A 25,432-nucleotide genomic window follows, 5' to 3' on the forward strand; every position below is an offset into this window, starting at 1 on the left:
CGCAGAGTATAGGGGTGGATTAACCCCTATTCAACTCTTCGGTAGTGATTTCCGACTGCGCGCTACAACAGGAATTGTTTCAGCGGATGTGAGCAAGCACGCCCTGCAACTCGTCAAGGGAGTTGTAGCGAATAACCAACTGGCCTTTGCCCTTGTTGCCATGGCGAATTTGTACCGCCGAGCCCAGGCGCTCTGCCAGACGCTGTTCAAGACGGGCAATGTCCGGATCAGGTTTGCTCGCCTCGACCGGCTCAGGTTTGCCATTGAGCCACTGGCGCACCAGTGCCTCGGTCTGGCGCACGGTGAGCCCGCGTGCGACAACATGACGCGCCCCTTCTTCCTGGCGATCTTCCTCGAGACCGAGCAAGGCGCGGGCATGGCCCATCTCCAGGTCGCCGTGGGCAAGCATGGTCTTGATCGCCTCGGGCAGCGAGATCAGGCGCAACAGGTTGGCCACGGTCACCCGCGACTTGCCGACGGCGTCCGCCACCTGCTGCTGGGTCAGCTCGAACTCCTGCTGCAGGCGCTGCAGGGCCAGGGCCTCTTCCAACGGGTTGAGGTCCTCGCGCTGGATGTTCTCGATCAGCGCCATGGCGATGGCGGCTTCGTCGGGCACCTCGCGGACCATGGCCGGAACGGTGTCCAGGCCGGCTTGCTGGGTGGCGCGCCAGCGGCGCTCACCGGCGATGATCTCGTAGCGGTTGTCGCCGATCGGGCGCACCACGATCGGTTGCATGACGCCGTGGGTGCGGATCGAGTGCGCCAGTTCCTCCAGCGCCTCGGGATCCATGTCACGGCGCGGCTGGTACTTGCCGCGCTGGATCAGCTCGACCGGCAGCTGTTGCAGTTCCTTCTGGTCGATCTTCACTGCCTGCGCCTCGAGCGCGCTGACGGAAGGACCACTGAGCAGTGCATCCAACCCACGTCCGAGACCGCGTTTCTTGATGGCCATGCGGATTCCTTAAGTTGTTTGTGCAGTGCGTGATGGACGGCGCTGACGGCGAACCAGTTCCCCGGCCAGCGCCAGATAGGCGAGCGCGCCGCGGGATTGCTTGTCGTAGGCCAGCGCCGGCATGCCGAAGCTCGGCGCCTCGGCCAGGCGGATGTTGCGTGGGATCACCGTGTCGTACAGCTGATCGCCGAAGTGTTCCTTGAGCTGCGCCGAAACATCGTTGTTCAGGCTCAGGCGCGGGTCGTACATGGTCCGCAGCAGGCCTTCGATCTTCAGCTCCGGGTTCAGCCGGGCGGCGATGCGCTTGATGTTATCCACAAGGTCGCTGAGACCTTCCAGCGCGTAGTACTCGCACTGCATGGGGATGATCACGCCATCGGAGGCGACCAGGGCGTTGAGCGTCAGCATCGACAGCGACGGCGGGCAGTCGATGAGGATGTAGTCGTAGTTCTCGCGGATCGGCGCCAGCGCGTTGCGCAGGCGGCTCTCCTTCATCTGCATCTCGAGCAGCACGACTTCCGCGGCGGTGAGGTCGCGGTTGGCCGGCAGCAACTGGAAGTTGCCGTGCTCGGAATAGTGCATGGCCTGGGCCAGGTCGCATTCCCCGATCAGCAGGTCGTACACCGAGTGCTCGAGCTCGTGTTTATCCACACCGCTGCCCATGGTGGCGTTGCCCTGTGGATCGAGGTCGATCAGCAGCACGCGACGCTTGGTCGCGGCCAGCGATGCGGCGAGATTGATGCAGGTGGTGGTCTTGCCCACACCACCCTTCTGGTTCGCGATTGCGAATACCTTAGCCATTGTTGCGTGTGTTCCCAGTCATGCCTTGCGGCGCAGTATCAGCAGATGGCGCTGGCCCTGGCAACCTGGAACGGTCAGGGCCTGCTCGCTTTCCACTGTGAAGTCTGCGGGCAATGCTACCAGTTCGTCGGCAGGATGCAGCCCCTTCATTGCAAGCCATTGCGTGCGGGCGTCACCCAGGTGGCGGGTCCAGTTGGTGAAATTCTCCATGCTGCTGAAGGCGCGGGAAATGATCCCGCAGAACGGCTGCTCGGGCTGGACCTCTTCCACCCGGCTGTGGATAACCGTGAGGTTGTCCAGTTTCAGTTCCATCTTCACCTGGGTCAGGAAGCGGGTCTTCTTGCCGTTGCTGTCCAGCACCGTCACCTGCTTGTGCGGATGCAGGATGGCCAGCGGAATGCCCGGCATGCCGCCGCCGCTGCCGACATCCAGCCAGCGCTGGGTGTCATTGTGGATAAACGGCATGACACTCAGGCTGTCGAGCAGGTGGCGCGAGACCATCTCGTCCGGGTCGCGCACCGCGGTCAGGTTGTAGGCCTTGTTCCATTTGATCAACAGGGCCAGGTAGCCCAGCAGCGACTCGTGCTGCTGCGCGCTCAGCTCGACACCGAGCTGGCGCGCACCTGTGGACAACTCTTCGGCGTGTTGCGGGGTGACCAGGGAACTCAAGCGCTTTGCTCCAATTCGCGGCCTGCGCCGCGTTTTTTCAAGTGAATCAGCAACAGGGAAATCGCCGCCGGGGTAACACCCGGAATGCGCGAAGCCTGGCCCAGGGTCTCCGGGCGGGTCTGCCCGAGCTTGCCCTGGATCTCCTTGGACAGGCCGGAAATCGTGGTGTAGTCGATATCCACAGGCAGGCGCGTGTCCTCGCTGGCGCGCAGACGGGCGATCTCTTCCTGTTGGCGGTCGATGTAGCCGGCGTACTTGGTCTTGATCTCGACCTGTTCGGCGACCTGTGGATCGATCACTTCACCGCCGGTCGCCTCGATCAAGCCAGCGTAGTCGACTTCCGGACGGGCAAGCAGGTTGAGCAGGCTGTATTCGTGGGCCAGCGGCGTGCCGAACTTATCCACAATGGCCTGGCCCTGCGGCGTGCCCGGGCGAACCCAGGTGCTCTTCAGGCGTTGTTCTTCACGCTCGATACCTTCGCGCTTGGCGCAGAACGCAGCCCAGCGCTGGTCGTCGACCAGGCCCAATTCGCGGCCTTTCTCGGTCAGGCGCAGGTCGGCGTTGTCTTCGCGCAGGATCAGCCGGTATTCGGCGCGCGAGGTGAACATGCGATACGGCTCCTGGGTCCCCAAGGTGATCAGGTCGTCAACCAGCACGCCGATGTAGGCCTCGTCGCGGCGCGGACACCAGCTTTCACGGCCCTGGGCGCGCAGCGCGGCGTTGGTCCCGGCCAGCAGGCCCTGGGCGCCGGCCTCTTCGTAACCGGTGGTGCCGTTGATCTGGCCGGCGAAGAACAGGCCGCCGATGACCTTGGTCTCGAGGCTGTACTTCAGGTCACGCGGGTCGAAGTAGTCGTACTCGATGGCGTAGCCCGGGCGGACGATGTGGGCGTTTTCCATGCCGCGGATCGAACGGACGATCTCCAGCTGCACGTCGAACGGCAGCGAAGTGGAAATACCGTTGGGGTACAGCTCGTGGGTGGTCAGGCCTTCCGGCTCGATGAACACCTGGTGGCTTTCCTTGTCGGCGAAGCGATGGATCTTGTCCTCGATCGACGGGCAGTAGCGCGGGCCGATGCCTTCGATCACGCCGGAGTACATCGGCGAACGGTCGAGGTTCGAGGCAATGATCTCGTGGGTGCGGGCATTGGTGTGGGTGATCCAGCAGCTGACCTGGCGCGGATGCATCTGCGCATCGCCCATGAACGACATCACCGGGATCGGCGTGTCGCCCGGCTGCTCGGTCATCACCGAGAAGTCCACCGAACGGCCATCGATGCGCGGCGGCGTGCCGGTCTTCAGGCGGCCGACGCGCAGCGGCAGTTCACGCATGCGCTGGGCCAGGGCGTTGGCGGGCGGATCGCCGGCGCGACCACCGGAGTAGTTCTGCAGACCGATGTGGATAAGTCCGCCGAGGAAGGTCCCGCTGGTCAGGACCACGGAGTCGGCGAAGAAGCGCAGACCCATTTGCGTGACCACGCCCTTGACCTGGTCCTGCTCGACGATCAGGTCATCGCACGACTGCTGGAATATCCACAGGTTCGGCTGGTTTTCCAGGATTTCGCGCACCACCGCCTTGTAGATGGCGCGGTCGGCCTGCGCACGGGTGGCGCGTACGGCCGGCCCCTTGCGGTTGTTCAGGATGCGGAACTGGATGCCGCTCTTGTCGGTGGCCAACGCCATGGCGCCGCCGAGCGCATCGATTTCCTTGACCAGGTGGCTCTTGCCGATGCCGCCGATGGCCGGGTTGCAACTCATGTGACCGAGGGTTTCCACGTTGTGGGTCAGCAGCAGGGTTTTCACACCCATGCGTGCGGACGCAAGCGCAGCCTCGGTACCGGCATGGCCGCCGCCGATGACGATCACTTCAAAACGGGAAGGGAAATCCACCACGCACCTCGTGCCTGTTTTTGCGAATAGAGAAGGTAAGCGGACAAGTATAGGGACTTACCGCCCTTCAAAGAAACCTTCTGAGCAAAAAATGAGCAGGCTGTGGATGAGTGGCAGGCAAAAGAAAACAAAGAGGAAAAATTTAAAAAAGCTTTGTTTTTATGTTTATGTTTAGGCAGCTATCCACATGTGGATAAGTGATCTTAGCCCTTTCACTGCGTGGCTTTGCCGGAATCATAACCCTGTGGCGTAGTAGGCCTGGGGGTTCTGGATAACGGCGTGTAACCTGTGGATTAAAGTATAGCTTACCCACAGGCGGGTTTGTCCTCAGAAAAAAAGGCCAGTTATCAACGGAGCTGATGGCGAGTTTTCCACAGAGCTCCTGAGCCTGAAATCTCGTCTGTGGATGACGTCGTCGCAGCTGCCTTACAGATACGGCAGGCCAAGCCGGCGCTCGCACTCCCTGAATCACAGGCAAAAAAAAGCCGCTCCAGACAGGAGCGGCCTTGGTATCGAAGGGCTGTGAACTATTTGCCGATGCAGAAGCTCGAGAAAATCCTGCCAAGCAAGTCGTCCGAACTAAACGCCCCGGTGATTTCGCCCAACGCTTGCTGTGCCTGGCGCAGATCCTCTGCCAGCAGCTCTCCGGCGCCAGCCAGGGTCAGCTGTGCCCGACCATGCTCCAGGTGCTCGCTGGCCTGGCGCAGCGCTTCCAGGTGGCGGCGACGGGCGCTGAAGCTGCTCTCCGCGGTCTGTTCATACCCCATGCAGGCCTTGAGGTGGTCACGCAGCAGATCCAGCCCCATGTCGTCTTCGCGGGCACTCAGGGTAATGGTTACGTGCCCATCGTCACTCTGCTCCATGCCGACATGCTCACCGCTCAAGTCGGCCTTGTTGCGGATGAGCGTGACCTTTGCCACATCTGGCCGTTGGTCCAGGAACTCCGGCCACAGCGCAAAGGGATCACTGGCTTCCGGCGCGGTCGAGTCGACGACCAGCAGCACCCGATCGGCTTCGCCGATGGCCTTGAGCGCCCTTTCCACCCCGATCTTTTCCACATGGTCATCGGTATCGCGCAGACCGGCAGTGTCGACCACATGCAGCGGCATGCCATCGATGTGGATATGTTCGCGCAGGATGTCCCGGGTGGTGCCGGCGATATCGGTGACGATCGCGGCCTCGCGTCCGGCCAGCTGGTTGAGCAGGCTCGATTTGCCGGCGTTCGGCCGACCGGCGATGACCACCGTCATGCCGTCGCGCAACAGGGCACCCTGCCCGGCCTCACGCTGCACTGTGGACAACTCGCTGCGCACGTCATCGAGCATGCGCAACACATGACCGTCGGCGAGGAAGTCGATTTCTTCCTCGGGGAAGTCGATAGCCGCCTCGACGTAGATGCGCAAGGCAATCAGCGCCTCGGTCAGCCCATGCACGCGCTTGGAGAACGCTCCCTGCAGAGAACGCAGGGCATTACGGGCAGCTTGCGTGGAGCTGGCTTCGATCAGGTCGGCGATGGCTTCGGCCTGGGCCAGGTCGAGCTTGTCGTTGAGGAACGCACGCTCGCTGAACTCGCCCGGGCGTGCCAACCGGCAGCCCAGTTGCAGGCAACGTTGCAGCAGCATGTCCATGACCACCGGCCCCCCATGGCCCTGCAGCTCCAGCACGTCTTCGCCGGTGAACGAGTTCGGCCCGGGGAAGAACAGCGCGATGCCTTCGTCCAGGACCAGGCCTTCGGCATCGCGGAACGGGCCGTAGTGGGCATGGCGCGGGATTAGCGTGCGGCCGGTGATGGCCTGCCCGGCCTGGCTGGCCAGCGGCCCGGACAAGCGGACGATGCCGACCCCGCCGCGGCCCTGGGCGGTAGCGATGGCGGCAATGGTTTCACGCACAGTGTTCATGCTCGAAAGCCTCTACAACGAATTCGTCAGATAGCAAAAACGCCCCACTAGGGGGCGTTTTTATTCACAGGCAAACAGGCTTGCCCGTCAAGCGGCAGCTTTCTTGGTCGCTGCCTCGATGCTGCGGGTGATGTACCACTGCTGTGCGATCGACAGGCAGTTGTTCACAACCCAGTACAGCACCAGACCGGCCGGGAACCACAGGAAGAAGAAGGTGAAGATGATCGGCATCATTTTCATCACCTTGGCCTGCATCGGATCCGGCGGGGTCGGGTTCAGGCGCTGCTGGATGAACATGGTGGCGCCCATGATGATCGGCAGGATGAAGAACGGATCCTTGATCGACAGGTCGGTGATCCACAGCATCCACGGGGCCTGGCGCATCTCTACGCTTTCCAGCAGTACCCAGTACAGGGCCAGGAACACCGGCATCTGCACCAGGATCGGCAGGCAGCCGCCCAGCGGGTTGATCTTCTCTTTCTTGTACAGCTCCATCATCGCCTGGGACATCTTCTGGCGATCGTCACCGAAGCGTTCCTTGAGCTGAGCCAGTTTCGGCGCCACGGCACGCATGCGCGCCATCGAGCGGTAGCTGGCGGCCGACAGCGGGAAGAACAGGCCTTTGATCAGCATGGTCAGGACGATGATCGACCAGCCCCAGTTGCCGAGCAGGCTGTGGATATGTTGCAGCAGCCAGAAGATCGGCTGGGCGATGAACCACAGGAAGCCGTAGTCGACGGTCAGTTCCAGGCCTGGGGACAGTTCCTTGAGCTTGGACTGGATCTTCGGACCTGCATACAGCATGGCGCTGGTTTCGACCTTGCCGCCGGCAGGGACGTCAAGCGCAGGGCCGGTGAAACCGATGATGTAGTTGCCCTGGCTGTCCTTGCGGGTCTGGACGGCGTTGTTGTCCGACTTGCTCGGGATCCAGGCGGTCACGAAGTAGTGCTGCAGCCAGGCGACCCAGCCGCCGGTCACATTTTCTTTCAAATTGCCCTTGTCGATGTCTTTCATCGACACTTTCTTGTACGGCTCGGAAGCTGTCCACAGGGCGGCGCCCAGGTAGGTGGCCGTACCGGTGGCAGTGCTCGACGACGGATCGGAGCTGGCGTCGCGCTTGAGCTGGGCAAACATGTTGCCGCTCCAGGCCTGGCCGCTCTGGTTGTCGATCAGGTAGCTGACGGTCAGGTCGTACTCACCGCGCTTGAAGCTGAAGCGCTTGATGTAGTTGACGCCGTTTTCGCTGAACTTCAGGTCGACGGACAGTTGGTCCTGACCGTCGGCAAGCTGGAAGCTCTTCTGTTCGGCGGCGTACAGCGGGCGACCAGTGGCGCGGGCGTCCGGGCCGTTGGTGCCGGTCAGGCCGCTCTGGGCCAGGTATACGCGCTCGCTGCCGTTGTCGAACAGCTGGAACGGAATGTCCGGATGGTCCTGGCGACGTGGGTACTTCGGCAGGTTCAGCTGGACGATGTCACCACCGACCGGGTCGATAGCCAGGTCCAGGACATCGGTCTTGATCCGGATCAGGTCCTTGCTGACCGCGACCGGCGCCAGTTCAGCAGGGCTGGATTCAGCATTGGCGCTCGGCACATCGGCGCTTGCACCGGAGTTGCCGGCCGGCACGGTGTCCGGCAGGGCCGGGGCAGCATTGCTGGCAGCAGCATTCTGAGTCGGCAGGGCAGCCTGGCCATAGTCCTGGTTCCACTTGAGGACCATGACATAGGACACGATTGCCAGGGCGACGATCAGGATCGTGCGTTTAATATCCATGATTACTCGGCTATCGAAGAAGTTCGGGAGGAAGGAGCAGGTGGAACGGGATCGAAACCGCCATCGTTCCACGGATGACAACGCCCCAGGCGACGAACGGCCAGCCACCCACCACGCAAGAGGCCATGATTTTCGATGGCTTCATAGGCGTAACAGGAACAGCTGGGATAGAAACGACAGTGACTGGCCATCAGTGGACTGATGGCGTAACGGTAGAACTGGATCGGAACGAGGGCCAGTTTACGCATTGTGACTGTCTACCCCTGCGGAATCGGCGACCGCTGGAGAGGGCCGACTGCGGACCAGTCGCTTCCAGAGCTTGCCAAAGTGTTGGTGCAATTCTGGGTTTTCCACTTCGCCCAACCCCTTGCGTGCAACGATCACGATATCCAGCCCGGCCAGCATCTGCTGGTTCAGACGGAACGAATCGCGCATCAGGCGTTTCAGGCGATTGCGTTGAACGGCGAGCTTGACGCTCTTCTTGCCGATCACCAGGCCGAGGCGCGGATGATCGAGGCCGTTCTCGCGGGCAAGGATAAGCAGGTTTTTCCCTGGAACCTTGCCGGTTGGGGAGTCGAAGACCGCTTTGAAATGCCGGGGTGTAAGCAGTCGCTTGTCCCGACTGAAGTCCTGACTCACCACCTGTGCCGAAAAATCAAATGGCCAGACGCTTACGGCCTTTGGCACGGCGACGCGACAGAACGGCACGGCCGTTCTTGGTAGCCATACGGGCACGGAAACCGTGGGTGCGGGCGCGCTTGATGGTGCTTGGTTGGAAAGTACGTTTCATGGCGTGTTACCTGGGTTGGTCGACAACGGGCCGGAAGGGCCCCCTTTTTAAGAGATCGGCGATTCTAGAGAAAGCAAGCCGATAGGTCAATTTCCAACCAGCCTTTCCTTATGGAAGGTCGAGCCATGTCGATGGGCGTCATGTCGACCTGGCTAACCTGAAAGCGGGCAAATCAAAAAAACAGAAGAGGCATATAAAAAGCTTTTCTGAAGAACTTATAGAACTTAGGTGGATAACCTTCTGTGGATAACCTATTGAAGGCCACGATTTACGTACTGTACAGAAAATCACAACCTTGTCGGTAAGGGGTGTTCTATCTGTGTCCCGCATGAGGAAAACCTGTGTGGGAACACGCCATTTATCCACAGGTGATTTATCCACAGATCAGAACCCAGGGTTGTGCATAGCCCACAGGGGGCGTTATCCACAGGGCTTATCAACCGTGCATGGAGGGTGTTCGAGTCGTTTTTTGGCGGATTTACCCTGATAGTGGGTGGCGTCACGTGTGGATAACTGACCGTCCGCCCGGTACAATGGCGGTTTGTTTTTGCCTCATCCGGCTTTCAACTCAGGGGATATCCGTGTCAGTGGAACTTTGGCAGCAGTGCGTGGAGCTTCTGCGCGATGAGCTGCCTGCCCAGCAATTCAACACCTGGATCCGTCCGCTACAGGTCGAAGCCGAAGGCGACGAGTTGCGCGTCTATGCGCCCAACCGCTTCGTGCTCGACTGGGTCAATGAAAAGTACCTTGGCCGCCTGCTCGAACTGCTGGGTGAACAGGGCAGCGGTATTGCACCTGCCCTTTCCTTATTAATAGGCAGCCGTCGCAGTTCCGCAGCACGTGCCGCACCCAACGCCCCTGTCAGTGCCGCCGTCGCGGCAACCCTCGCGCAACAGGCGCAGGTGCAGCAGCCAGTGCCTGTACTCGAGCCTGTCAGCGCACCTGTGGTGGAGCCGGCACAGGTTGCCGAAGTCGAGGAGCCCTCTTCGCGCGACAGCTTCGATAGCATGGCCGAGATCGCGACCGCTCCGGTTGCCAGCGGTCGCACCGAACAGCGCACGGTGCAGGTCGAGGGTGCCCTGAAGCACACCAGCTACCTGAACCGCACCTTCACCTTCGAAACCTTCGTCGAAGGCAAGTCGAACCAACTGGCTCGCGCCGCGGCCTGGCAGGTTGCCGACAACCCCAAGCACGGCTACAACCCACTGTTCCTTTATGGTGGCGTCGGCCTGGGTAAGACGCACTTGATGCACGCTGTGGGTAACCACCTGCTGAAGAAGAACCCGAACGCCAAGGTGGTCTACCTGCATTCGGAGCGCTTCGTCGCTGACATGGTCAAGGCGCTGCAGCTGAACGCGATCAACGAATTCAAACGCTTCTACCGTTCGGTCGATGCGTTGCTCATCGACGATATCCAGTTCTTCGCCCGCAAGGAGCGTTCCCAGGAAGAGTTTTTTCACACCTTCAACGCCCTGCTCGAGGGCGGCCAGCAGGTGATCCTCACCAGCGACCGCTACCCGAAGGAAATCGAAGGCCTGGAAGAGCGCCTGAAGTCCCGCTTCGGCTGGGGCCTGACGGTGGCCGTCGAGCCACCGGAGCTGGAAACCCGCGTGGCGATCCTGATGAAGAAGGCCGACCAGGCCAAGGTCGAGCTGCCGCACGATGCCGCGTTCTTCATCGCCCAGCGTATCCGCTCCAACGTGCGTGAGCTCGAAGGCGCCCTGAAGCGGGTGATCGCCCACTCGCACTTCATGGGCCGCGACATCACCATCGAGCTGATCCGTGAATCGCTCAAGGATCTTTTGGCGCTGCAGGACAAGCTGGTCAGTGTGGATAACATCCAGCGCACCGTGGCCGAGTACTACAAGATCAAGATCTCCGATCTGCTGTCCAAGCGACGTTCGCGCTCCGTGGCGCGTCCGCGCCAGGTGGCCATGGCGTTGTCGAAAGAGCTGACCAACCACAGTCTGCCGGAGATCGGCGACATGTTCGGCGGCCGCGACCACACCACCGTGCTGCACGCCTGCCGCAAGATCAACGAATTGAAGGAATCCGACGCGGACATCCGCGAGGACTACAAGAACCTGCTGCGCACGCTGACGACCTGATGGCCGTCTGCGCAGCTAATTGAAGGCAAGGGACTAGACCATGCATTTCACCATTCAACGCGAAGCCCTGTTGAAACCCCTGCAACTGGTCGCAGGCGTCGTCGAGCGCCGCCAGACCTTGCCGGTCCTGTCCAACGTCCTGCTGGTCGTGCAAGGCCAGCAGCTGTCGTTGACCGGTACCGACCTGGAAGTCGAACTGGTTGGCCGCGTCCAGCTGGAAGAGCCTGCGGAGCCGGGCGAGATCACCGTTCCGGCGCGCAAGCTGATGGACATCTGCAAGAGCCTGCCCAGCGATGTGCTGATCGACATCAAGGTCGACGAGCAGAAGCTGCTGGTCAAGGCCGGCCGCAGCCGTTTCACCCTGTCCACCCTGCCGGCCAATGACTTCCCGACTGTGGAAGAAGGCCCGGGCTCGCTGACCTGCAACCTGGAACAGAGCAAGCTGCGCCGCCTGATCGAGCGCACCAGCTTCGCCATGGCCCAGCAGGATGTGCGCTACTACCTCAACGGCATGCTGCTGGAAGTGTCCACCGACACCCTGCGCGCCGTCGCCACCGATGGCCACCGTCTGGCGCTGTGCGCCATGCATGCACCGATCGGCCAGGCTGAGCGTCACCAGGTCATCGTGCCACGCAAGGGTATCCTCGAGCTGGCGCGCCTGCTCACCGATCCGGAAGGCATGGTCAGCATTGTCCTGGGCCAGCATCACATTCGCGCCACCACCGGTGAGTTCACCTTCACCTCCAAGCTGGTCGACGGCAAGTTCCCGGACTACGAGCGCGTCCTGCCCAAGGGCGGCGACAAGCTGGTGATCGGTGATCGCCAGGCGTTGCGCGAGGCGTTCAGCCGTACCGCGATCCTGTCCAACGAGAAGTACCGCGGCATCCGTCTGCAACTGGCCGCCGGCCAGCTGAAGATCCAGGCCAACAACCCGGAGCAGGAAGAAGCGGAAGAAGAGATCAGCGTCGACTACAACGGCAGCTCGCTGGAGATCGGTTTCAACGTCAGCTACCTGCTGGATGTGCTGGGCGTCATGACCACCGAACAGGTTCGCCTGATTCTGTCCGACTCCAACAGCAGCGCCCTGCTGCAGGAAGCCGGCAATGACGACTCGTCCTACGTTGTCATGCCGATGCGTCTGTAACCCATAGCAGGCGACATGTCCCTTCGACGTCTCTCGGTCACCGCGGTGCGCAACCTGCATCCGGTGACCCTCTCACCCTCCCCCCGCATCAACATCCTTTACGGCGCCAACGGCAGCGGCAAGACCAGCGTGCTCGAAGCTGTGCACCTGCTGGGGCTCGCCCGCTCGTTCCGAAGCACCCGGTTGAACCCGGTGATTCAGTACGAGCAGCCGACCTGCACCGTGTTCGGTCAGGTCGAACTGGCTGAAGGCGGTACTAGCAACCTGGGTGTTTCACGGGAGCGACAGGGTGATTTCACCATCCGTATCGACGGACAGAATGCGCGCAGCGCCGCCCAACTGGCCGAGATGCTGCCCCTGCAACTGATCAACCCGGACAGTTTCCGCCTGCTCGAAGGTGCGCCCAAGGTGCGCCGACAGTTCCTCGATTGGGGCGTGTTCCACGTGGAACCTCGTTTCATGGCGACCTGGCAGCGCCTGCAGAAGGCCCTGCGGCAGCGGAACTCATGGCTGCGGCATGGTACACTTGATGCCGTTTCGCAAGCCGCCTGGGATCGGGAGTTATGTCTCGCCAGTGCGGAAATAGATGAATACCGTCGCAACTACATCAAGGCCTTGAAGCCTGTCTTCGAGCGTACCCTGAGCGAGCTGGTCGAACTGGACGGGCTGACCCTGAGCTACTACCGAGGTTGGGACAAGGACCGGGAACTGAACGAAGTCCTCGCAACCTCTCTCCTTCGCGATCAGCAGATGGGCCATACCCAGGCCGGGCCACAACGTGCCGATCTGCGCCTGCGTTTGGGCGCGAACAACGCGGCCGACATCCTCTCGCGAGGGCAGCAGAAGCTGGTGGTCTGTGCCCTGCGCATCGCCCAGGGGCATCTGGTCAGCCAGGTTCGTCGCGGTCAGTGTATTTATCTGGTGGATGACTTGCCGTCCGAGTTGGACGAGCAGCACCGCCGCGCCCTGTGCCGCTTGCTTGAAGAATTGAACTGCCAGGTGTTCATCACCTGTGTAGACCACGAATTTCTGAGGGAAGGCTGGCAGACGGAAACGCCAGTCGCCTTGTTCCACGTGGAACAGGGCCGTATCACCCAGACCCACGACCATCGGGAGTGAAGGCATGAGCGAAAATCAAACGTACGACTCCTCCAGCATCAAGGTGCTGAAAGGGCTGGATGCCGTACGCAAGCGTCCCGGCATGTACATTGGCGACACCGATGACGGCAGCGGCCTGCACCACATGGTGTTCGAGGTGGTCGACAACTCGATCGACGAAGCCCTGGCCGGGCACTGCGATGACATCACCGTCATCATTCACCCGGACGAATCCATCAGCGTCCGTGACAATGGCCGTGGTATTCCGGTCGACGTGCATAAAGAAGAAGGCGTTTCCGCGGCCGAGGTCATCATGACCGTGCTGCACGCCGGCGGTAAGTTCGACGACAACTCCTACAAGGTATCCGGCGGTCTGCACGGCGTAGGTGTCTCGGTGGTGAACGCCCTGTCCGAGCAACTGGTGCTCACCGTTCGTCGTAGCGGCAAGATCTGGGAACAGACCTACGTCCATGGCGTGCCACAGGCGCCGATGGCGGTCGTCGGTGAAAGTGAAACCACCGGTACCCACATTCACTTCAAGCCTTCGGCTGAAACCTTCAAGAACATCCACTTCAGCTGGGACATTCTCGCCAAGCGTATCCGCGAGCTGTCGTTCCTGAACTCGGGCGTTGGCATCCTGCTGAAGGATGAGCGCAGCGGCAAGGAAGAGTTCTTCAAGTACGAAGGCGGCCTGCGTGCATTCGTTGAATACCTGAACACCAACAAGACCCCGGTCAACTCCCAGGTCTTCCACTTCAACGTCCAGCGTGACGATGGCGTGGGTGTCGAAGTCGCCCTGCAGTGGAACGACAGCTTCAACGAAAACCTGCTGTGCTTCACCAACAACATTCCCCAGCGCGACGGTGGTACCCACCTGGTCGGCTTCCGTTCCTCGCTGACCCGTAGCCTGAACAGCTACATCGAGCAGGAAGGCCTGGCGAAGAAGAACAAGGTCGCCACTACCGGTGACGATGCCCGTGAAGGTTTGACCGCGATCATCTCGGTCAAGGTGCCGGATCCGAAGTTCAGCTCGCAGACCAAGGACAAGCTGGTTTCCTCGGAGGTGAAGACCGCCGTGGAACAGGAGATGAACAAGTACTTCGCCGACTTCCTGTTGGAGAACCCCAACGAAGCCAAGGCCGTGGTCGGCAAGATGATCGACGCTGCCCGTGCCCGTGAAGCGGCGCGTAAAGCCCGTGAGATGACCCGCCGTAAAGGCGCGCTGGACATCGCTGGCCTGCCGGGCAAACTGGCCGACTGCCAGGAGAAGGACCCTGCCCTTTCCGAACTGTACCTGGTGGAGGGTGACTCCGCGGGTGGTTCGGCCAAGCAAGGCCGTAACCGTCGCACCCAGGCGATCCTGCCGCTCAAGGGCAAGATCCTCAACGTCGAGAAAGCGCGCTTCGACAAGATGATCTCTTCCCAGGAGGTCGGCACGCTGATCACCGCACTGGGTTGTGGCATCGGCCGCGAAGAGTACAACATCGACAAGCTGCGTTATCACAACATCATCATCATGACCGATGCTGACGTCGACGGTTCGCACATCCGTACCCTGCTGCTGACCTTCTTCTTCCGTCAGCTGCCGGAGCTGGTCGAGCGTGGCTACATCTATATCGCCCAGCCGCCGCTGTACAAGGTGAAGAAAGGCAAGCAGGAGCAGTACATCAAGGACGACGAGGCCATGGAAGAGTACATGACCCAGTCGGCCCTGGAAGATGCCAGCCTGCACCTTGACGAGTCCGCGCCAGCCGTTTCCGGCGTACAGCTTGAGGCGCTGGTCAACGAATTCCGCGCGGTGATGAAGACCCTCAAGCGTCTGTCGCGCCTGTACCCGGAAGAGCTGACCGAGCACTTCATCTACCTGCCAAAGGTCTCCCTCGAGCAATTGGCTGACAAGGCGCAGATGGATGGTTGGCTGAAGGCGTTCCAGCAGCGTCTGGATAATAGCCAGCGTTCTGGTCTGGCTTACAAGGCCGACCTGCACGAAGACAAGGAGCGCAACCTCTGGCTGCCTGTCGTTGAAACGACCTCCCATGGTTTGGCTAGCTATGTCACCTTCAACCGTGATTTCTTCGGTAGCAATGACTACAAGACAGTCGTTGCCCTGGGTGAAAAGCTGGGTACCTTGCTGGGCGACGGCGCCTATGTTCAGCGCGGCGAGCGTCGCAAGGCGGTTACCGAGTTCAAGGAAGCGCTCGACTGGCTGATGAACGAGAGCACCAAGCGCCACACCATCCAGCGATACAAAGGGCTGGGTGAGATGAACCCGGACCAGCTGTGGGAAACCACCATGGACCCGACCGTGCGCCGCATGCTCAAGGTGACTATCGAGGACGCCATTGCCGCCGACCAGCTGTTCAACACCCTGATGGGTGATGCGGTCGAACCGCGTCGCGACTTCATCGAAAGCAACGCGCTGTCGGTGTCCAACCTGGACTTCTGATCACTCGGGCGACGCCAACCAAAAAGCCAATACGCGAGTATTGGCTTTTTTTTGCCCGTCTGATGATGATCGGCTGTTTACGTCACGGCCCAACGGATTTGTAGAGGTAGCCTTTGTCCGGCACACAGACTCCGATTCGCACAGGCTGCGGTGTCTTGACCGGACCATTGCCAGTCAGCTCGCTGACTGAGACTTTGCAAGACGAGGACATGAAGCTTTCGTTTACGGTGATGTATCTGACTTCATAGTCCTTCCCCGCTTGTGGTACGAGGTAGACTGGTTTTGGGTAGCACCAGGCTTTTCCTTGGTCAGATACAGCGTGGTAACCCAAGCTCAGGACGATGGGTTTGCCAGCCGGGATCACATGCTCGTTGTAACCTACCCGGTCGTTCTTCAGCTCTTCTGTCGTTGTCGAAGCAGGAATACCGATAGTGCGGTTGATGTAGTCTTCTTCGACCATTCCCAACAGATCGACCCTTCTCCAAAGCATGTACTGCTTGGTAGAGGTGCGATCTTTGAACGTCACAGTGAGCGAATGGCCTTCCTTGGTTTCGAGGGGGCGGTACTGTTCACAAGTTGCATTGGCCTGATAGGACCCGGTGATCTCCGGAGACGTAAAGGCGCGAAAGCGAGCTGTAGTAGCGGGGTCGTACTTGGCCGTCTCGGCCTCGTTTAGAATGTTGGTTTTTTCATAGAAGCTGCAGCCCTGCAGAGCTGCTGCAACTAAGGCCAAGCCGATGATCTTTTTCAACGTTCTCTCCGTGACCCAGGGCAAAGCTCGCAATCTTCCTTGAGCCGCGATATCAAAACAATACTATTCAGCAGTGTTCTCGTTGAATGTTCCACGTGGAACGCTCAAAGCCCTAGTGATTTGAGACGGCGATAGAGAGTCCGCTCACTCATGCCCAGATGTGCTGCCAGCTCGTTACGTGATCCTTTGAAGGTCTCCAAGGCATGCGCCAGCTCGGCCATTTCATTGCGTCCGCGACGGCCGAAATGGCTTTGATCTGCCACTGGATGGATATCTTCGGGCAGATGTTCAGGACGAATTAAACCGTCATCGGCAAAAAGCCTGGCCCGTTCCAGAATATTCCTGAGCTCGCGAATGTTGCCTGGGAAGGTATGCAGGTTGAGGCACTCGAGTGCTTCGGCGGTAACCTTGGGTGCGTGCTTGCCGGCCATGCGTTGCAGCAGGCTCTCACAGAGCAACGGTAAATCCTCGCCTCGCTCGCGTAGTGACGGCAGGCGAATCGGGAATCCGCTGATGCGGTAATACAGGTCTTCGCGGAACGTCCCCTCGGCAGCCATCTCTTTCAATGGCTTGTGCGTGGCCGAGACCAGGCGAAAGTCCGAATGGACCGTGCGCGTGCTGCCGACCGGACGGAAGCTGCCGGATTCGATCAGGCGCAGCAGTTTCACCTGCATCGCCAGCGGTACTTCACCGATCTCATCGAGGAACAGGGTGCCACCGTGAGCGGCCTCGGCCAGGCCGATCTTGCGTTGAGTCGCGCCGGTGAAGGCGCCCTTCTCATAGCCGAACAGTTCACTCTCGAACAACGACTCGGTCAGCCCGGTGCAATCCACCACCACCAGGGGGCCATTGGCTCGGGGGCTGCCCAGGTGCAAGGCGCGGGCGAACAGCTCCTTGCCCGTGCCCGACTCGCCCTGGAGCAGTACCGGAATCTGCGCAGGGGCTGCACGTTGCAAACTGGCCACGGCGGTCTTGAAGGCTGGCGCCCGGCCAACCAGTCCTTGTTGTTGAGGTTGTGCCGATGCCAGGGTGACGCTGGTCAGGCGTTCGACGAAGGCCACCACCCTACCCTCGTCATCGAGGATCGGACGCAGCTCCACATCCACATGTTCCGGCCCTCGCGGGGTGTGATGGATGTGCAGCACACGCTCGGGCACCTTGCTGTCCAGCGACTTGCGCAGCGGGCAATGTTCCCCGGCCTGGTCGCAAGGCACGGCATAGTGGTGCGAGACCCGGTGGCATTTTTCGCCGATCGGCGCGTGCTCCTCGTTGCCGAACTGGCGACGGTACGCCGCGTTGGCAGCCAGGATGTTGTAGTCGGTATCCAGCACGATACTGGGCAGCACATCGTGTTCGAGATAGGACACCAGCGCGAGGATCGCGGGATGGGAAGCGGCTAGCATGACAGCACCAGATGAAGGACCTGGCGAGGGTAGCAAGGACTGCCAAACACTGCCATCGGCTGACAGTCGACTGCCAGGAACTGTCACCTTTGGCTGGCTGGAATGGAGCTGCTGCGCAGCCCATCGCGGCACGAGGCCGCTCCTACAAGGGGACGGCGTCCTATCTGAAAGGCTGGCATGTATCTTGATAAAGCACCCTTCACTGCCTATGCCTTCAAGGAGGCCCGGTGGATAACTGGAGAGTGCAATGATCATCGGCAACAACCTTCACGTCGAAGAATTCTTCGACAAGGCGACCTGGACCATCAGCTACCTGGTCATGGATGGCGAGACGCGCCAATGCGCGTTGATCGACAGCGTGCTGGACTACGACCCCAAGTCCGGGCGCACCTGCACCGATTCGGCGGACAAGCTGATCGCCCGCGTCGAGGCGCTGGACGCCAAGGTGCAATGGATCCTGGATACCCATGTGCACGCCGACCATCTGTCTGCGGCGGCTTACCTCAAGGAGCGGCTTGGCGGCAGTATCGCGATCGGTGCGCAGATCACCCAGGTGCAGAAAGTCTTCGGCACCCTGTTCAACGCCGAGCCGGGTTTTGCCCGCGACGGCAGCCAGTTCGACGTCCTGTTCGAAGATGAAGAGGGATTTCGCATCGGCAACCTGCATGCCCGTGCCCTGCACACCCCAGGGCATACCCCGGCGTGCATGAGCTACATGGTCGAGGACGCGGGCGAGACCGCCGTGTTCGTCGGCGACACCTTGTTCACTCCCGACTACGGCACCGCCCGTTGCGATTTCCCGGGCGCCAGCGCGCGAACCCTGTACCAGTCGATCCGTCGCCTGCTCGCCTTCCCCGACCAGACCCGGCTGTTCATGTGCCACGACTACCTGCCCGGTGGCCGTGAGCTGCGCTTCGTCACCACCGTGGCCGAGCAACGCGCCGACAACATCCATATCCATGAAGGGGTCAGCGAAGACAGCTTCGTGCAGATGCGCGAAGCCCGTGACAAGACCCTCGACATGCCCGTGCTGATCCTGCCTTCGGTGCAGATCAACATGCGCAGCGGGCAATTCCCCGAACCTGAAGCCAACGGTGTGAGCTACCTGAAGATCCCGCTGAACAAGCTGTAAGCCACGCCGTATCCATAACGAGATTTCCAAGGAACACCGCCATGCCTGCCTTGCTGTCCCCTGCCGATTCCTCCCGTGCCGATCACCACAAGGTGGTGATCGTCGGCGCCGGTGCCGCCGGTATCGCCACCGCCTCCAGCTTGATCGCCCGTGACCCGTCGCTGGACATTGCCCTGATCGACCCCGCCGACGTGCACTACTACCAGCCTGGCTGGACCATGGTCGGTGCCGGTGTTTTCAAGGCGCCGAGCACCGCCCAGACCATGGCGGCCACCCTGCCCCGTGGCGTGCGCTGGATCAAGGCACGGGTGGAGGGCTTCGACCCTCAGGGGCAACTGGTGGTGCTCGAGGACGGGCGCGCGGTCAGCTATGAACAGCTGGTGGTCTGCCCAGGATTGAAACTCGATTGGAATGCCATCGAGGGTTTGAGCGAGACGCTCGGTCGCAACGGTGTCACCTCCAACTACCGCTACGACCTGGCGCCCTACACCTGGCAACTGGTGCAGAACCTCAAGCAGGGGCGCGCCCTCTTCACCCAGCCGCCGATGCCGATCAAATGCGCCGGTGCGCCGCAGAAGGCGCTGTACCTGTCCTGCGATCACTGGTTGCGCAGCGGGCACCTGGGCAATGTCAGGGCCAGCTTCTTCAATGCCGGTGCGGTGTTGTTCGGTGTGCCGGACTATGTGCCGGCGCTGATGAGCTACATCGACAAGTACGAAGTGGACCTGAACTACCAGCATCGCCTGACGGCGGTGGATGGTCCGAACAAGCGCGCCACGTTCATTCGTACCCTCCCCGACGGCAGCACCGAGACCCGGGTCGAGGCCTTCGACATGCTGCATGTGGTGCCGCCCCAGGTGGCGCCTGACTTCATCCGCCAGAGCCCGCTGGCCGATGCGGCGGGCTGGGTGGATGTCGACCCGCATACCTTGCGTCATCGCCAGTTCGGCAATGTCCATGCGCTGGGTGACGTGGCCAATACCAGCAACGCCAAGACCGCCGCCGCTGCCCGCAAGCAGGCACCGGTGGTGGCCAACAATGTGCTGGTGGCACTCGGTCGCCTGTCGACCCTGGCCCAGTACGATGGCTACGGCTCCTGTCCATTGACGGTCGAGCGCGGCAAGATCGTCCTGGCCGAGTTCACCTATGGCGGCAAGGTGGCGCCGAGCTTCCCGCGCTGGCTGCTCGATGGCCGCAAGCCAACCCGCCTGGCCTGGTTGCTCAAGGCGCAGATCCTGCCGCCGCTGTACTGGAAGGCCATGCTCAAGGGCCGCGAATGGCTGGCCCGGCCGCAACCTCTGGTGGTCGAGGCGCAGCAGTGATCGAACACCAACTGCTGGGCGCCGGGCTCGGCGCGATCATTGGCGCGGTGCTGGCCCTGACCGGCGCCGGCGGTGGCATCCTGGCGGTGCCGCTGCTGGTGTTCGGCCTGGGTCTGAGCATGGTCGAGGCGGCGCCGATCGGCCTGCTGGCCGTGGGGCTGGCGGCGTCGGTCGGTGCGGTGCTCGGCCTGCGCCAGGGACTGGTGCGCTACCGGGCGGCCGCGTTCATCGCGGTGATCGGGATTGCCTGTGCGCCGTTCGGCCTGATGCTCGCTCATCGTTTGCCTAACACGCCATTGGCCTTGGTGTTCGCCGGGGTGCTGGTGTACGCCTGCCTGCGGATCTGGCGCAAGGCGGCGCGTGAACTGCGTGGCGAGTCGCCCTGTGGGGAGCGGGAGATCATGCCCTGCGTGCTCAACCCACTGCAGGGGCGCTTGCGCTGGACCCTGCCCTGCGCCCGGGCGCTGGCATTCACCGGGATGCTGTCGGGGTTGCTGTCAGGCCTGTTGGGCGTCGGTGGTGGATTCGTGATCATCCCGGCGCTGAACCGCTATACCAACCTGAACATGAAAAGCATCGTCGCCACCTCGCTGGCGGTGATCGCCCTGGTGTCCACCGGCAGCGTGGTCAGCGCCAGCGTGGCGGGGGTGATGCACTGGTGGGTCGGGGCGCCGTTCGCGGTGGGGGCGGTGCTGGGCCTGCTGCTGGCGCGGCCGTTGGCGAGCAAGCTGGCCGGCCCGCGCCTGCAGCAGCTGTTCGCCGTGGTGGGCTGTGGCGCCGCGGTACTGTTGGCCGGCAAGGCGCTACTCGGCTAGCAACTCGTCCTGCTCGGCGGCGCACAGCGCCAGCAGGTAGTCCCACACCACCCGCAGGCGTACCGACTTGTGCAGCTCGCGGCGGGTGCAGATCCAGTAGCTGCGCTGGATGGTCTCGCTGGGCAGCACGCGCACCAGCTTCGGATCGTGGCGGGCCATGTAGTTGGGCAGCACGGCGATGCCCAGCCCGGCCTGGGCAGCATGCTGCTGGGCGATCACGCTGGTGCTGCGAAACACCACGTTGGGCGCCCGGCAGAAACTGTTGAGGAACAGCAGCTCCTGGCTGAACAGCAGGTCGTCGACATAGCCGATCCAGCTGTGCCGGGCCAGGTCTTCGCGGCTGTGCAGCGGTGGCGCGCGGTCCAGGTAGTCCTGGCTGGCATACAGGGCCAGGCGATAGTCGGTGAGCTTGCGGGTGATCAGCAGGTCGGCGTTGGGGCGTTCCAGGTGAATGCTGATCTCGGCTTCGCGGTTGAGGATGCTGACGAAACGCGGCACCGCCACCAATTCCACTTCGAGCCCCGGGTAGCGCTGGAACAAGGCTTTCATGCGCGGGGTGAAGAACATGATGCCGATGCCTTCGGTCACCCCCAGGCGGATCTTGCCCAGTGGCGTGATGGCCTGGGTGATTTCTTCCTGCGCCAGCAGGGCGACGTTCTCCATCGCTTCGGCGTGCTTGAGCAGGGCCTGGCCGGAAGGCGTGAGCTCGTAGCCCTGGGCGTGCTGGACGAACAGCGCGGTGCCCAGGTGCTTTTCGATACTCTCGATATGCCGGGCCACGGTGCTGTGGGTGGTGTTGAGGCGCTTGGCGGCGGTAAGCAGGCGGCCGCTGCGCTGCAACTCGAGGAAAAACCGCAGATCGTTCCAGTCGAACATGGGCGTCCTTGGATGTGCTGGCTGTTGAAGCCATCGCGGGGCAAGCCCGCTCCCACAATCAGATAGTCGCTGTGCTAAAACGCACAACGGCTGCGCGAAATCTCGTGTTTCCTCGGCGAAATTAATCAATAAGATGGATCGGGACAAGAATAATAATCAGGCGCGAGGTTGCACATGCCATCAGCCGATCCTGTCTACGACTATGTGGTCGTGGGTGCCGGTCCCGCCGGTTGCCTGCTGGCCAACCGCTTGTCCGCCGACCCTTCGTGCCGCGTATTGCTGCTCGAGGCGGGTGGCCGCGACAACTATCCCTGGATTCACATCCCCGTCGGTTACCTCTACTGCATCGGCAATCCACGCACCGACTGGTGCCTGAAGACCGAGGCCCAGCCCGGCCTGAACGGTCGCAGCCTGGGTTACCCACGGGGCAAGGTGCTGGGAGGCTGCTCGTCGATCAACGGCATGATCTACATGCGTGGCCAGGCCGCCGACTACGACCGCTGGGCCGAGCAAGGCAACGACGGCTGGGCGTGGAAGGATGTGCTGCCCTTGTTCAAGGCCAGCGAAAACCACTTCGCCGGCGCCAGCGACAGCCACGGTACCGCGGGGGAGTGGCGGGTCGAGCAGCAGCGCTACAGCTGGCCGATCCTCGATGCCTTCCGCGATGCCGCCGAGCAGAGTGGCATCGCCAAGGTCGAAGACTTCAACACGGGCGACAACGCCGGCTGTGGATACTTTCAGGTCAATCAGCGCAGCGGCGTGCGCTGGAACTCGGCCAAGGCGTTTCTCAGGCCCATCCTCAAGCGCCCCAACCTGACAGTGTTGACGGGCGTGCAGGTCGACCAGGTGCTGCTCGACAACACCCGCGCGCGGGCGGTGAAGGCCTTGTGGCAAGGCGCCTGGCACGAGTTCGCCGCTCGCCGCGAGATCATCCTGTGCGCGGGCTCCGTGGGCTCGCCCGGCATTCTGCAACGCTCCGGCATCGGCCCACGCAAGCTGCTCGAAGGCTTGGGTATCGGGGTCCGCCATGAGATGCCCGGGGTCGGCGGCAACCTGCAGGATCACCTGCAACTGCGCCTGATCTACCAAGTCCGCAACACCCGCACCCTCAACCAGATGGCCAACAGTCTGTGGGGCAAGCTGGGCATGGGCCTGCGCTACGCCTACGACCGCAGTGGCCCGTTGGCCATGGCGCCGAGCCAGCTGGGCGCCTTCGCCCGTTCAGGCCCTGAGCAGGCAAGCGCCAACCTGCAGTACCACGTGCAGCCGTTGTCGCTGGACCGTTTCGGCGAACCGCTGCATCGCTTCCCGGCCTTCACCGCCTCGGTGTGCAACCTGCGCCCGGCGAGCCGTGGACGCATCGACATCCGCTCGGCGGACATGAATGCCGCGCCGGTGATCGACCCCAACTACCTGAGCGATCCCGAGGACCTGCGCGTCGCCGCCGAGGCCATTCGCCTCACCCGGCGCATCGTCCAGGCCCCTGCCCTGGCGGCCTTCGATCCTCGCGAGTATTTGCCAGGCCCCGCCTTGCAGAGCGAGGACGACCTGCACCAGGCCGCCGGCCAGATCGGCACCACCATCTTCCACCCGGTGGGCACCTGCCGCATGGGTAGCGGCGCGCTGGACGTCGTGGATAACCAGCTGCGCGTGCATGGCATTCCCGGTCTGCGCGTGGCCGACGCCTCGATCATGCCGCAGATCGTCTCCGGCAATACCTGTTCACCCACGTTGATGATTGCCGAAAAGGCGGCACAACTGATCCTCAAGGGAGCCAATACCCAGACCAACCTCAGCGACGCCAGCGCGATACCGACGCCCTGACCCGGGTGTTTGCAACAGCGGTGGCTTGTGATCGCAAGTCGCCGGCAGTGGAACAACAAGAATAATCACTGTGGCCCGCGGGCCGAGGACAGCAACGATGTCGGATTACATCCAGGAACAGGGGGCGGCGGCGAGCAGCCCAAGCCGTCGTGAAGAGCGCAAGATCATTTTCGCGTCATCCCTCGGGACGGTGTTCGAGTGGTATGACTTTTTTCTCTATGGCGCGCTGGCCGCGGTCATCAGCAAGCAGTTCTTCGCTGGCGTCAACGACACCACCGCCTTTATCTTCGCCCTGATGGCCTTTGCCGCTGGCTTCCTGGTGCGCCCGTTCGGCGCGCTGGTGTTCGGCCGGCTGGGCGACATGATCGGGCGCAAGTACACCTTCCTGGTGACCATCGTGCTGATGGGCCTGTCGACCTTCGCCGTGGGCCTGTTACCCACCTACGCCAGCATCGGCATCGCCGCGCCGATCATCCTGGTGGTGCTGCGCATGCTCCAGGGCCTGGCGCTGGGCGGTGAATACGGCGGCGCGGCTACCTATGTCGCCGAACACGCGCCACCCGGCAAGCGCGGTTTCCATACCGGCTTCATCCAGTCCACCGCCACCCTCGGCCTGCTGCTGTCGTTGCTCGTGGTCCTGGCCAGCCGCTACATCAGTGGCGACCAGTTCGAAACCTGGGGCTGGCGCCTGCCGTTCCTGCTGTCGATCGTGCTGCTGGCGATCTCTACCTGGATCCGCATGAGCATGCACGAGTCGCCGGCCTTCGTGAAAATGAAGGCCCAGGGCAAGGTCAGCAAGTCGCCGATCCGCGAGTCGTTCACCTCGTGGCCCAACCTCAAGGTGGTGCTCACGGCGCTGTTCAGCATCAATGCCGGGCAGGCGGTGACCTTCTACACCGCGCAGTTCTACGTGCTGTTCTTCATGACCCAGATGCTCAAGATGGACCCGGCCCAGGCCAACACCCTGCTGATCATCAGCGTGGTGATCGGTGCGCCGTTCTTCGTGTTCTTCGGCTGGCTGTCTGACCGGGTCGGGCGCAAGCCGATCCTGATGCTTGGCCTTTTGCTGGCGACGGTGTTGTACTTCCCGCTGTTCAAGGCCCTGAGCCATTACGCCAACCCGCAGATCGACGCCGCCAGTCGCCAGGCGCCGATCGTCGTCACCGCCGATCCCAAGGGCTGCACCTTCCAGTTCGATCCGGTGGGCAAGGCACGCTTCGACAGCCCGTGCGACAAGGTCAAGACGTTCCTGGTCAAGCAGGGCCTGCCCTACAGTTCGGTGAATGTCGCTGGCAGCGAGGTGATCGTCAGCATCGGCGCCAAGACCATCAATGGCTTCGACGAGACGGCCATGCGCAGTGCCATCGATAGCGCCGGCTACCCGGCCAAGGCGGATCCTGCGCATGTGAACCAGGTGATGGTGGTGGTGCTGATCGTTGCCATGATCCTGATCGCCACCATGACCTACGGGCCGTTGGCGGCGGTGATGGTCGAGCTGTTCCCGACGCGCATCCGCTACACCTCGATGTCGTTGCCCTACCACATCGGCAACGGCTGGTTCGGTGGCTTCCTGCCGACGGTGTCGTTCGCGTTGGTGGTGTATACGGGGGATATCTTCTATGGGCTGTGGTACCCGGTGCTGATCACCGGGGTGAGCCTGGTGGTGGGAATCTTCTGCCTGAAAGAGACCCGGGATGTGGATATCGACAAGGTGTGAGGATTGAGAGGGATACAACGTGGGAGC

General features: G+C 61.9%; 21 protein-coding genes. 9 read left to right on the plus strand and 12 right to left on the minus strand.

The features are described 5' to 3' along the window. Positions 1 to 79: 79 nt before the first annotated feature. From HU751_RS15355 to rpmH, 9 genes are all read right to left on the minus strand, one after another. Complete coding sequence (locus HU751_RS15355) at positions 80 to 952, minus strand: ParB/RepB/Spo0J family partition protein (RefSeq protein WP_011536508.1); 873 nt, start codon at positions 950 to 952, stop codon at positions 80 to 82. A gap of 9 nt (positions 953 to 961) precedes the next feature. Beyond that, on the minus strand, positions 962 to 1,753 hold the full coding sequence (locus tag HU751_RS15360; protein WP_028690024.1) for a ParA family protein: 792 nt from the start codon (positions 1,751 to 1,753) through the stop codon (positions 962 to 964). An 18-nt stretch (positions 1,754 to 1,771) separates the two neighbouring features. Then, positions 1,772 to 2,422, minus strand: a complete 651-nt coding sequence (rsmG, locus tag HU751_RS15365; protein ID WP_062360051.1) for a 16S rRNA (guanine(527)-N(7))-methyltransferase RsmG — start codon at positions 2,420 to 2,422, stop codon at positions 1,772 to 1,774. Continuing rightward, a complete protein-coding gene (mnmG, locus tag HU751_RS15370) occupies positions 2,419 to 4,311 on the minus strand; it encodes a tRNA uridine-5-carboxymethylaminomethyl(34) synthesis enzyme MnmG (RefSeq protein WP_186732151.1) in 1,893 nt (630 codons plus the stop codon). The genes rsmG and mnmG overlap by 4 nt, the downstream gene beginning before the upstream one ends. A gap of 527 nt (positions 4,312 to 4,838) precedes the next feature. Further along, complete coding sequence (gene mnmE / locus HU751_RS15375) at positions 4,839 to 6,209, minus strand: tRNA uridine-5-carboxymethylaminomethyl(34) synthesis GTPase MnmE (protein ID WP_186732150.1); 1,371 nt, start codon at positions 6,207 to 6,209, stop codon at positions 4,839 to 4,841. Between the two features lie 87 nt (positions 6,210 to 6,296). Beyond that, positions 6,297 to 7,979: a membrane protein insertase YidC gene (gene yidC / locus HU751_RS15380; RefSeq protein WP_186732149.1), complete on the minus strand. Its 1,683-nt coding sequence runs from the start codon at positions 7,977 to 7,979 to the stop codon at positions 6,297 to 6,299. A 2-nt stretch (positions 7,980 to 7,981) separates the two neighbouring features. Next, positions 7,982 to 8,227, minus strand: coding sequence for a membrane protein insertion efficiency factor YidD (yidD, locus tag HU751_RS15385; RefSeq protein ID WP_011536514.1), 246 nt, complete (start codon positions 8,225 to 8,227; stop codon positions 7,982 to 7,984). Beyond that, on the minus strand, positions 8,220 to 8,621 hold the full coding sequence (rnpA, locus tag HU751_RS15390; protein WP_011536515.1) for a ribonuclease P protein component: 402 nt from the start codon (positions 8,619 to 8,621) through the stop codon (positions 8,220 to 8,222). The genes yidD and rnpA overlap by 8 nt, the downstream gene beginning before the upstream one ends. Before the next feature lie 13 nt (positions 8,622 to 8,634). Next, positions 8,635 to 8,769, minus strand: coding sequence for a 50S ribosomal protein L34 (gene rpmH / locus HU751_RS15395; RefSeq protein WP_003253163.1), 135 nt, complete (start codon positions 8,767 to 8,769; stop codon positions 8,635 to 8,637). Positions 8,770 to 9,350: 581 nt separating this feature from the next. On the opposite strand from rpmH, the gene dnaA reads away from it, so the two are divergent. The 4 genes from dnaA to gyrB are packed head-to-tail and all read left to right on the plus strand — an operon-like array spanning position 9,351 to position 15,565. Further along, on the plus strand, positions 9,351 to 10,877 hold the full coding sequence (gene dnaA, locus HU751_RS15400; RefSeq protein WP_186732148.1) for a chromosomal replication initiator protein DnaA: 1,527 nt from the start codon (positions 9,351 to 9,353) through the stop codon (positions 10,875 to 10,877). A 40-nt stretch (positions 10,878 to 10,917) separates the two neighbouring features. Then, positions 10,918 to 12,021 (plus strand): DNA polymerase III subunit beta, encoded by a 1,104-nt coding sequence (gene dnaN / locus HU751_RS15405; RefSeq protein WP_186732147.1) that lies wholly within the window; start codon positions 10,918 to 10,920, stop codon positions 12,019 to 12,021. 15 nt (positions 12,022 to 12,036) lie between these two features. Beyond that, positions 12,037 to 13,140 (plus strand): DNA replication/repair protein RecF, encoded by a 1,104-nt coding sequence (gene recF / locus HU751_RS15410; protein WP_028690032.1) that lies wholly within the window; start codon positions 12,037 to 12,039, stop codon positions 13,138 to 13,140. A 4-nt stretch (positions 13,141 to 13,144) separates the two neighbouring features. After that, on the plus strand, positions 13,145 to 15,565 hold the full coding sequence (gyrB, locus tag HU751_RS15415) for a DNA topoisomerase (ATP-hydrolyzing) subunit B (protein ID WP_186712244.1): 2,421 nt from the start codon (positions 13,145 to 13,147) through the stop codon (positions 15,563 to 15,565). 82 nt (positions 15,566 to 15,647) lie between these two features. On the opposite strand, the gene HU751_RS15420 is transcribed toward gyrB, so the two are convergent. Together HU751_RS15420 and HU751_RS15425 are read right to left on the minus strand one after the other, a co-directional pair. Further along, entirely contained in the window at positions 15,648 to 16,316 is a 669-nt protein-coding gene (locus tag HU751_RS15420; protein ID WP_186732146.1) for a hypothetical protein, read from the minus strand. Between the two features lie 104 nt (positions 16,317 to 16,420). Continuing rightward, positions 16,421 to 17,719, minus strand: a complete 1,299-nt coding sequence (locus HU751_RS15425) for a sigma-54 interaction domain-containing protein (protein ID WP_186732145.1) — start codon at positions 17,717 to 17,719, stop codon at positions 16,421 to 16,423. A 247-nt stretch (positions 17,720 to 17,966) separates the two neighbouring features. Here HU751_RS15425 and HU751_RS15430 point away from each other — a divergent pair, with 247 nt between their 5' ends. From HU751_RS15430 to HU751_RS15440, 3 genes are read left to right on the plus strand one after another with little or no spacing between them, the layout of a single operon-like run. After that, the gene (locus HU751_RS15430) at positions 17,967 to 18,851 is read left to right on the plus strand and encodes an MBL fold metallo-hydrolase (protein WP_186732144.1); all 885 of its coding nucleotides are present in this window, start codon (positions 17,967 to 17,969) and stop codon (positions 18,849 to 18,851) included. A gap of 41 nt (positions 18,852 to 18,892) precedes the next feature. Beyond that, positions 18,893 to 20,173 carry an NAD(P)/FAD-dependent oxidoreductase gene (locus HU751_RS15435; RefSeq protein WP_186732143.1) on the plus strand — a complete coding sequence of 427 codons (1,281 nt, stop codon included), beginning with the start codon at positions 18,893 to 18,895 and terminating at the stop codon, positions 20,171 to 20,173. Continuing rightward, positions 20,170 to 20,988 carry a TSUP family transporter gene (locus HU751_RS15440; protein ID WP_186712239.1) on the plus strand — a complete coding sequence of 273 codons (819 nt, stop codon included), beginning with the start codon at positions 20,170 to 20,172 and terminating at the stop codon, positions 20,986 to 20,988. The genes HU751_RS15435 and HU751_RS15440 overlap by 4 nt, the downstream gene beginning before the upstream one ends. Here the strand turns inward: HU751_RS15440 and HU751_RS15445 are convergent. Continuing rightward, positions 20,977 to 21,864, minus strand: coding sequence for a LysR family transcriptional regulator (locus HU751_RS15445; protein ID WP_050707612.1), 888 nt, complete (start codon positions 21,862 to 21,864; stop codon positions 20,977 to 20,979). The two genes, HU751_RS15440 and HU751_RS15445, sit on opposite strands and share 12 nt — an antisense overlap. Before the next feature lie 174 nt (positions 21,865 to 22,038). On the opposite strand from HU751_RS15445, the gene HU751_RS15450 reads away from it, so the two are divergent. Continuing rightward, positions 22,039 to 23,688, plus strand: coding sequence for a GMC family oxidoreductase (locus HU751_RS15450; protein ID WP_186732142.1), 1,650 nt, complete (start codon positions 22,039 to 22,041; stop codon positions 23,686 to 23,688). Between the two features lie 97 nt (positions 23,689 to 23,785). Further along, positions 23,786 to 25,405, plus strand: a complete 1,620-nt coding sequence (locus tag HU751_RS15455) for an MFS transporter (RefSeq protein WP_186732141.1) — start codon at positions 23,786 to 23,788, stop codon at positions 25,403 to 25,405. Positions 25,406 to 25,432: the final 27 nt, after the last annotated feature.

It is taken from the genome of Pseudomonas peradeniyensis, assembly GCF_014268935.2.
Lineage (GTDB): Bacteria > Pseudomonadota > Gammaproteobacteria > Pseudomonadales > Pseudomonadaceae > Aquipseudomonas > Aquipseudomonas peradeniyensis.

What these genes read in the sequence shown, in the direction of transcription:
- HU751_RS15355 (WP_011536508.1), bottom strand. Translation starts at nt 952, where the DNA reads ATGGCCATCAAGAAACGCGGTCTCGGACGTGGGTTGGATGCACTGCTC.
- HU751_RS15360 (WP_028690024.1), bottom strand. Translation starts at nt 1,753, where the DNA reads ATGGCTAAGGTATTCGCAATCGCGAACCAGAAGGGTGGTGTGGGCAAG.
- mnmE (WP_186732150.1), bottom strand. Translation starts at nt 6,209, where the DNA reads ATGAACACTGTGCGTGAAACCATTGCCGCCATCGCTACCGCCCAGGGC.
- yidC (WP_186732149.1), bottom strand. Translation starts at nt 7,979, where the DNA reads ATGGATATTAAACGCACGATCCTGATCGTCGCCCTGGCAATCGTGTCC.
- yidD (WP_011536514.1), bottom strand. Translation starts at nt 8,227, where the DNA reads ATGCGTAAACTGGCCCTCGTTCCGATCCAGTTCTACCGTTACGCCATC.
- rpmH (WP_003253163.1), bottom strand. Translation starts at nt 8,769, where the DNA reads ATGAAACGTACTTTCCAACCAAGCACCATCAAGCGCGCCCGCACCCAC.
- dnaN (WP_186732147.1), top strand. Translation starts at nt 10,918, where the DNA reads ATGCATTTCACCATTCAACGCGAAGCCCTGTTGAAACCCCTGCAACTG.
- recF (WP_028690032.1), top strand. Translation starts at nt 12,037, where the DNA reads ATGTCCCTTCGACGTCTCTCGGTCACCGCGGTGCGCAACCTGCATCCG.
- gyrB (WP_186712244.1), top strand. Translation starts at nt 13,145, where the DNA reads ATGAGCGAAAATCAAACGTACGACTCCTCCAGCATCAAGGTGCTGAAA.
- HU751_RS15425 (WP_186732145.1), bottom strand. Translation starts at nt 17,719, where the DNA reads ATGCTAGCCGCTTCCCATCCCGCGATCCTCGCGCTGGTGTCCTATCTC.
- HU751_RS15430 (WP_186732144.1), top strand. Translation starts at nt 17,967, where the DNA reads ATGATCATCGGCAACAACCTTCACGTCGAAGAATTCTTCGACAAGGCG.
- HU751_RS15435 (WP_186732143.1), top strand. Translation starts at nt 18,893, where the DNA reads ATGCCTGCCTTGCTGTCCCCTGCCGATTCCTCCCGTGCCGATCACCAC.
- HU751_RS15445 (WP_050707612.1), bottom strand. Translation starts at nt 21,864, where the DNA reads ATGTTCGACTGGAACGATCTGCGGTTTTTCCTCGAGTTGCAGCGCAGC.
- HU751_RS15450 (WP_186732142.1), top strand. Translation starts at nt 22,039, where the DNA reads ATGCCATCAGCCGATCCTGTCTACGACTATGTGGTCGTGGGTGCCGGT.
- HU751_RS15455 (WP_186732141.1), top strand. Translation starts at nt 23,786, where the DNA reads ATGTCGGATTACATCCAGGAACAGGGGGCGGCGGCGAGCAGCCCAAGC.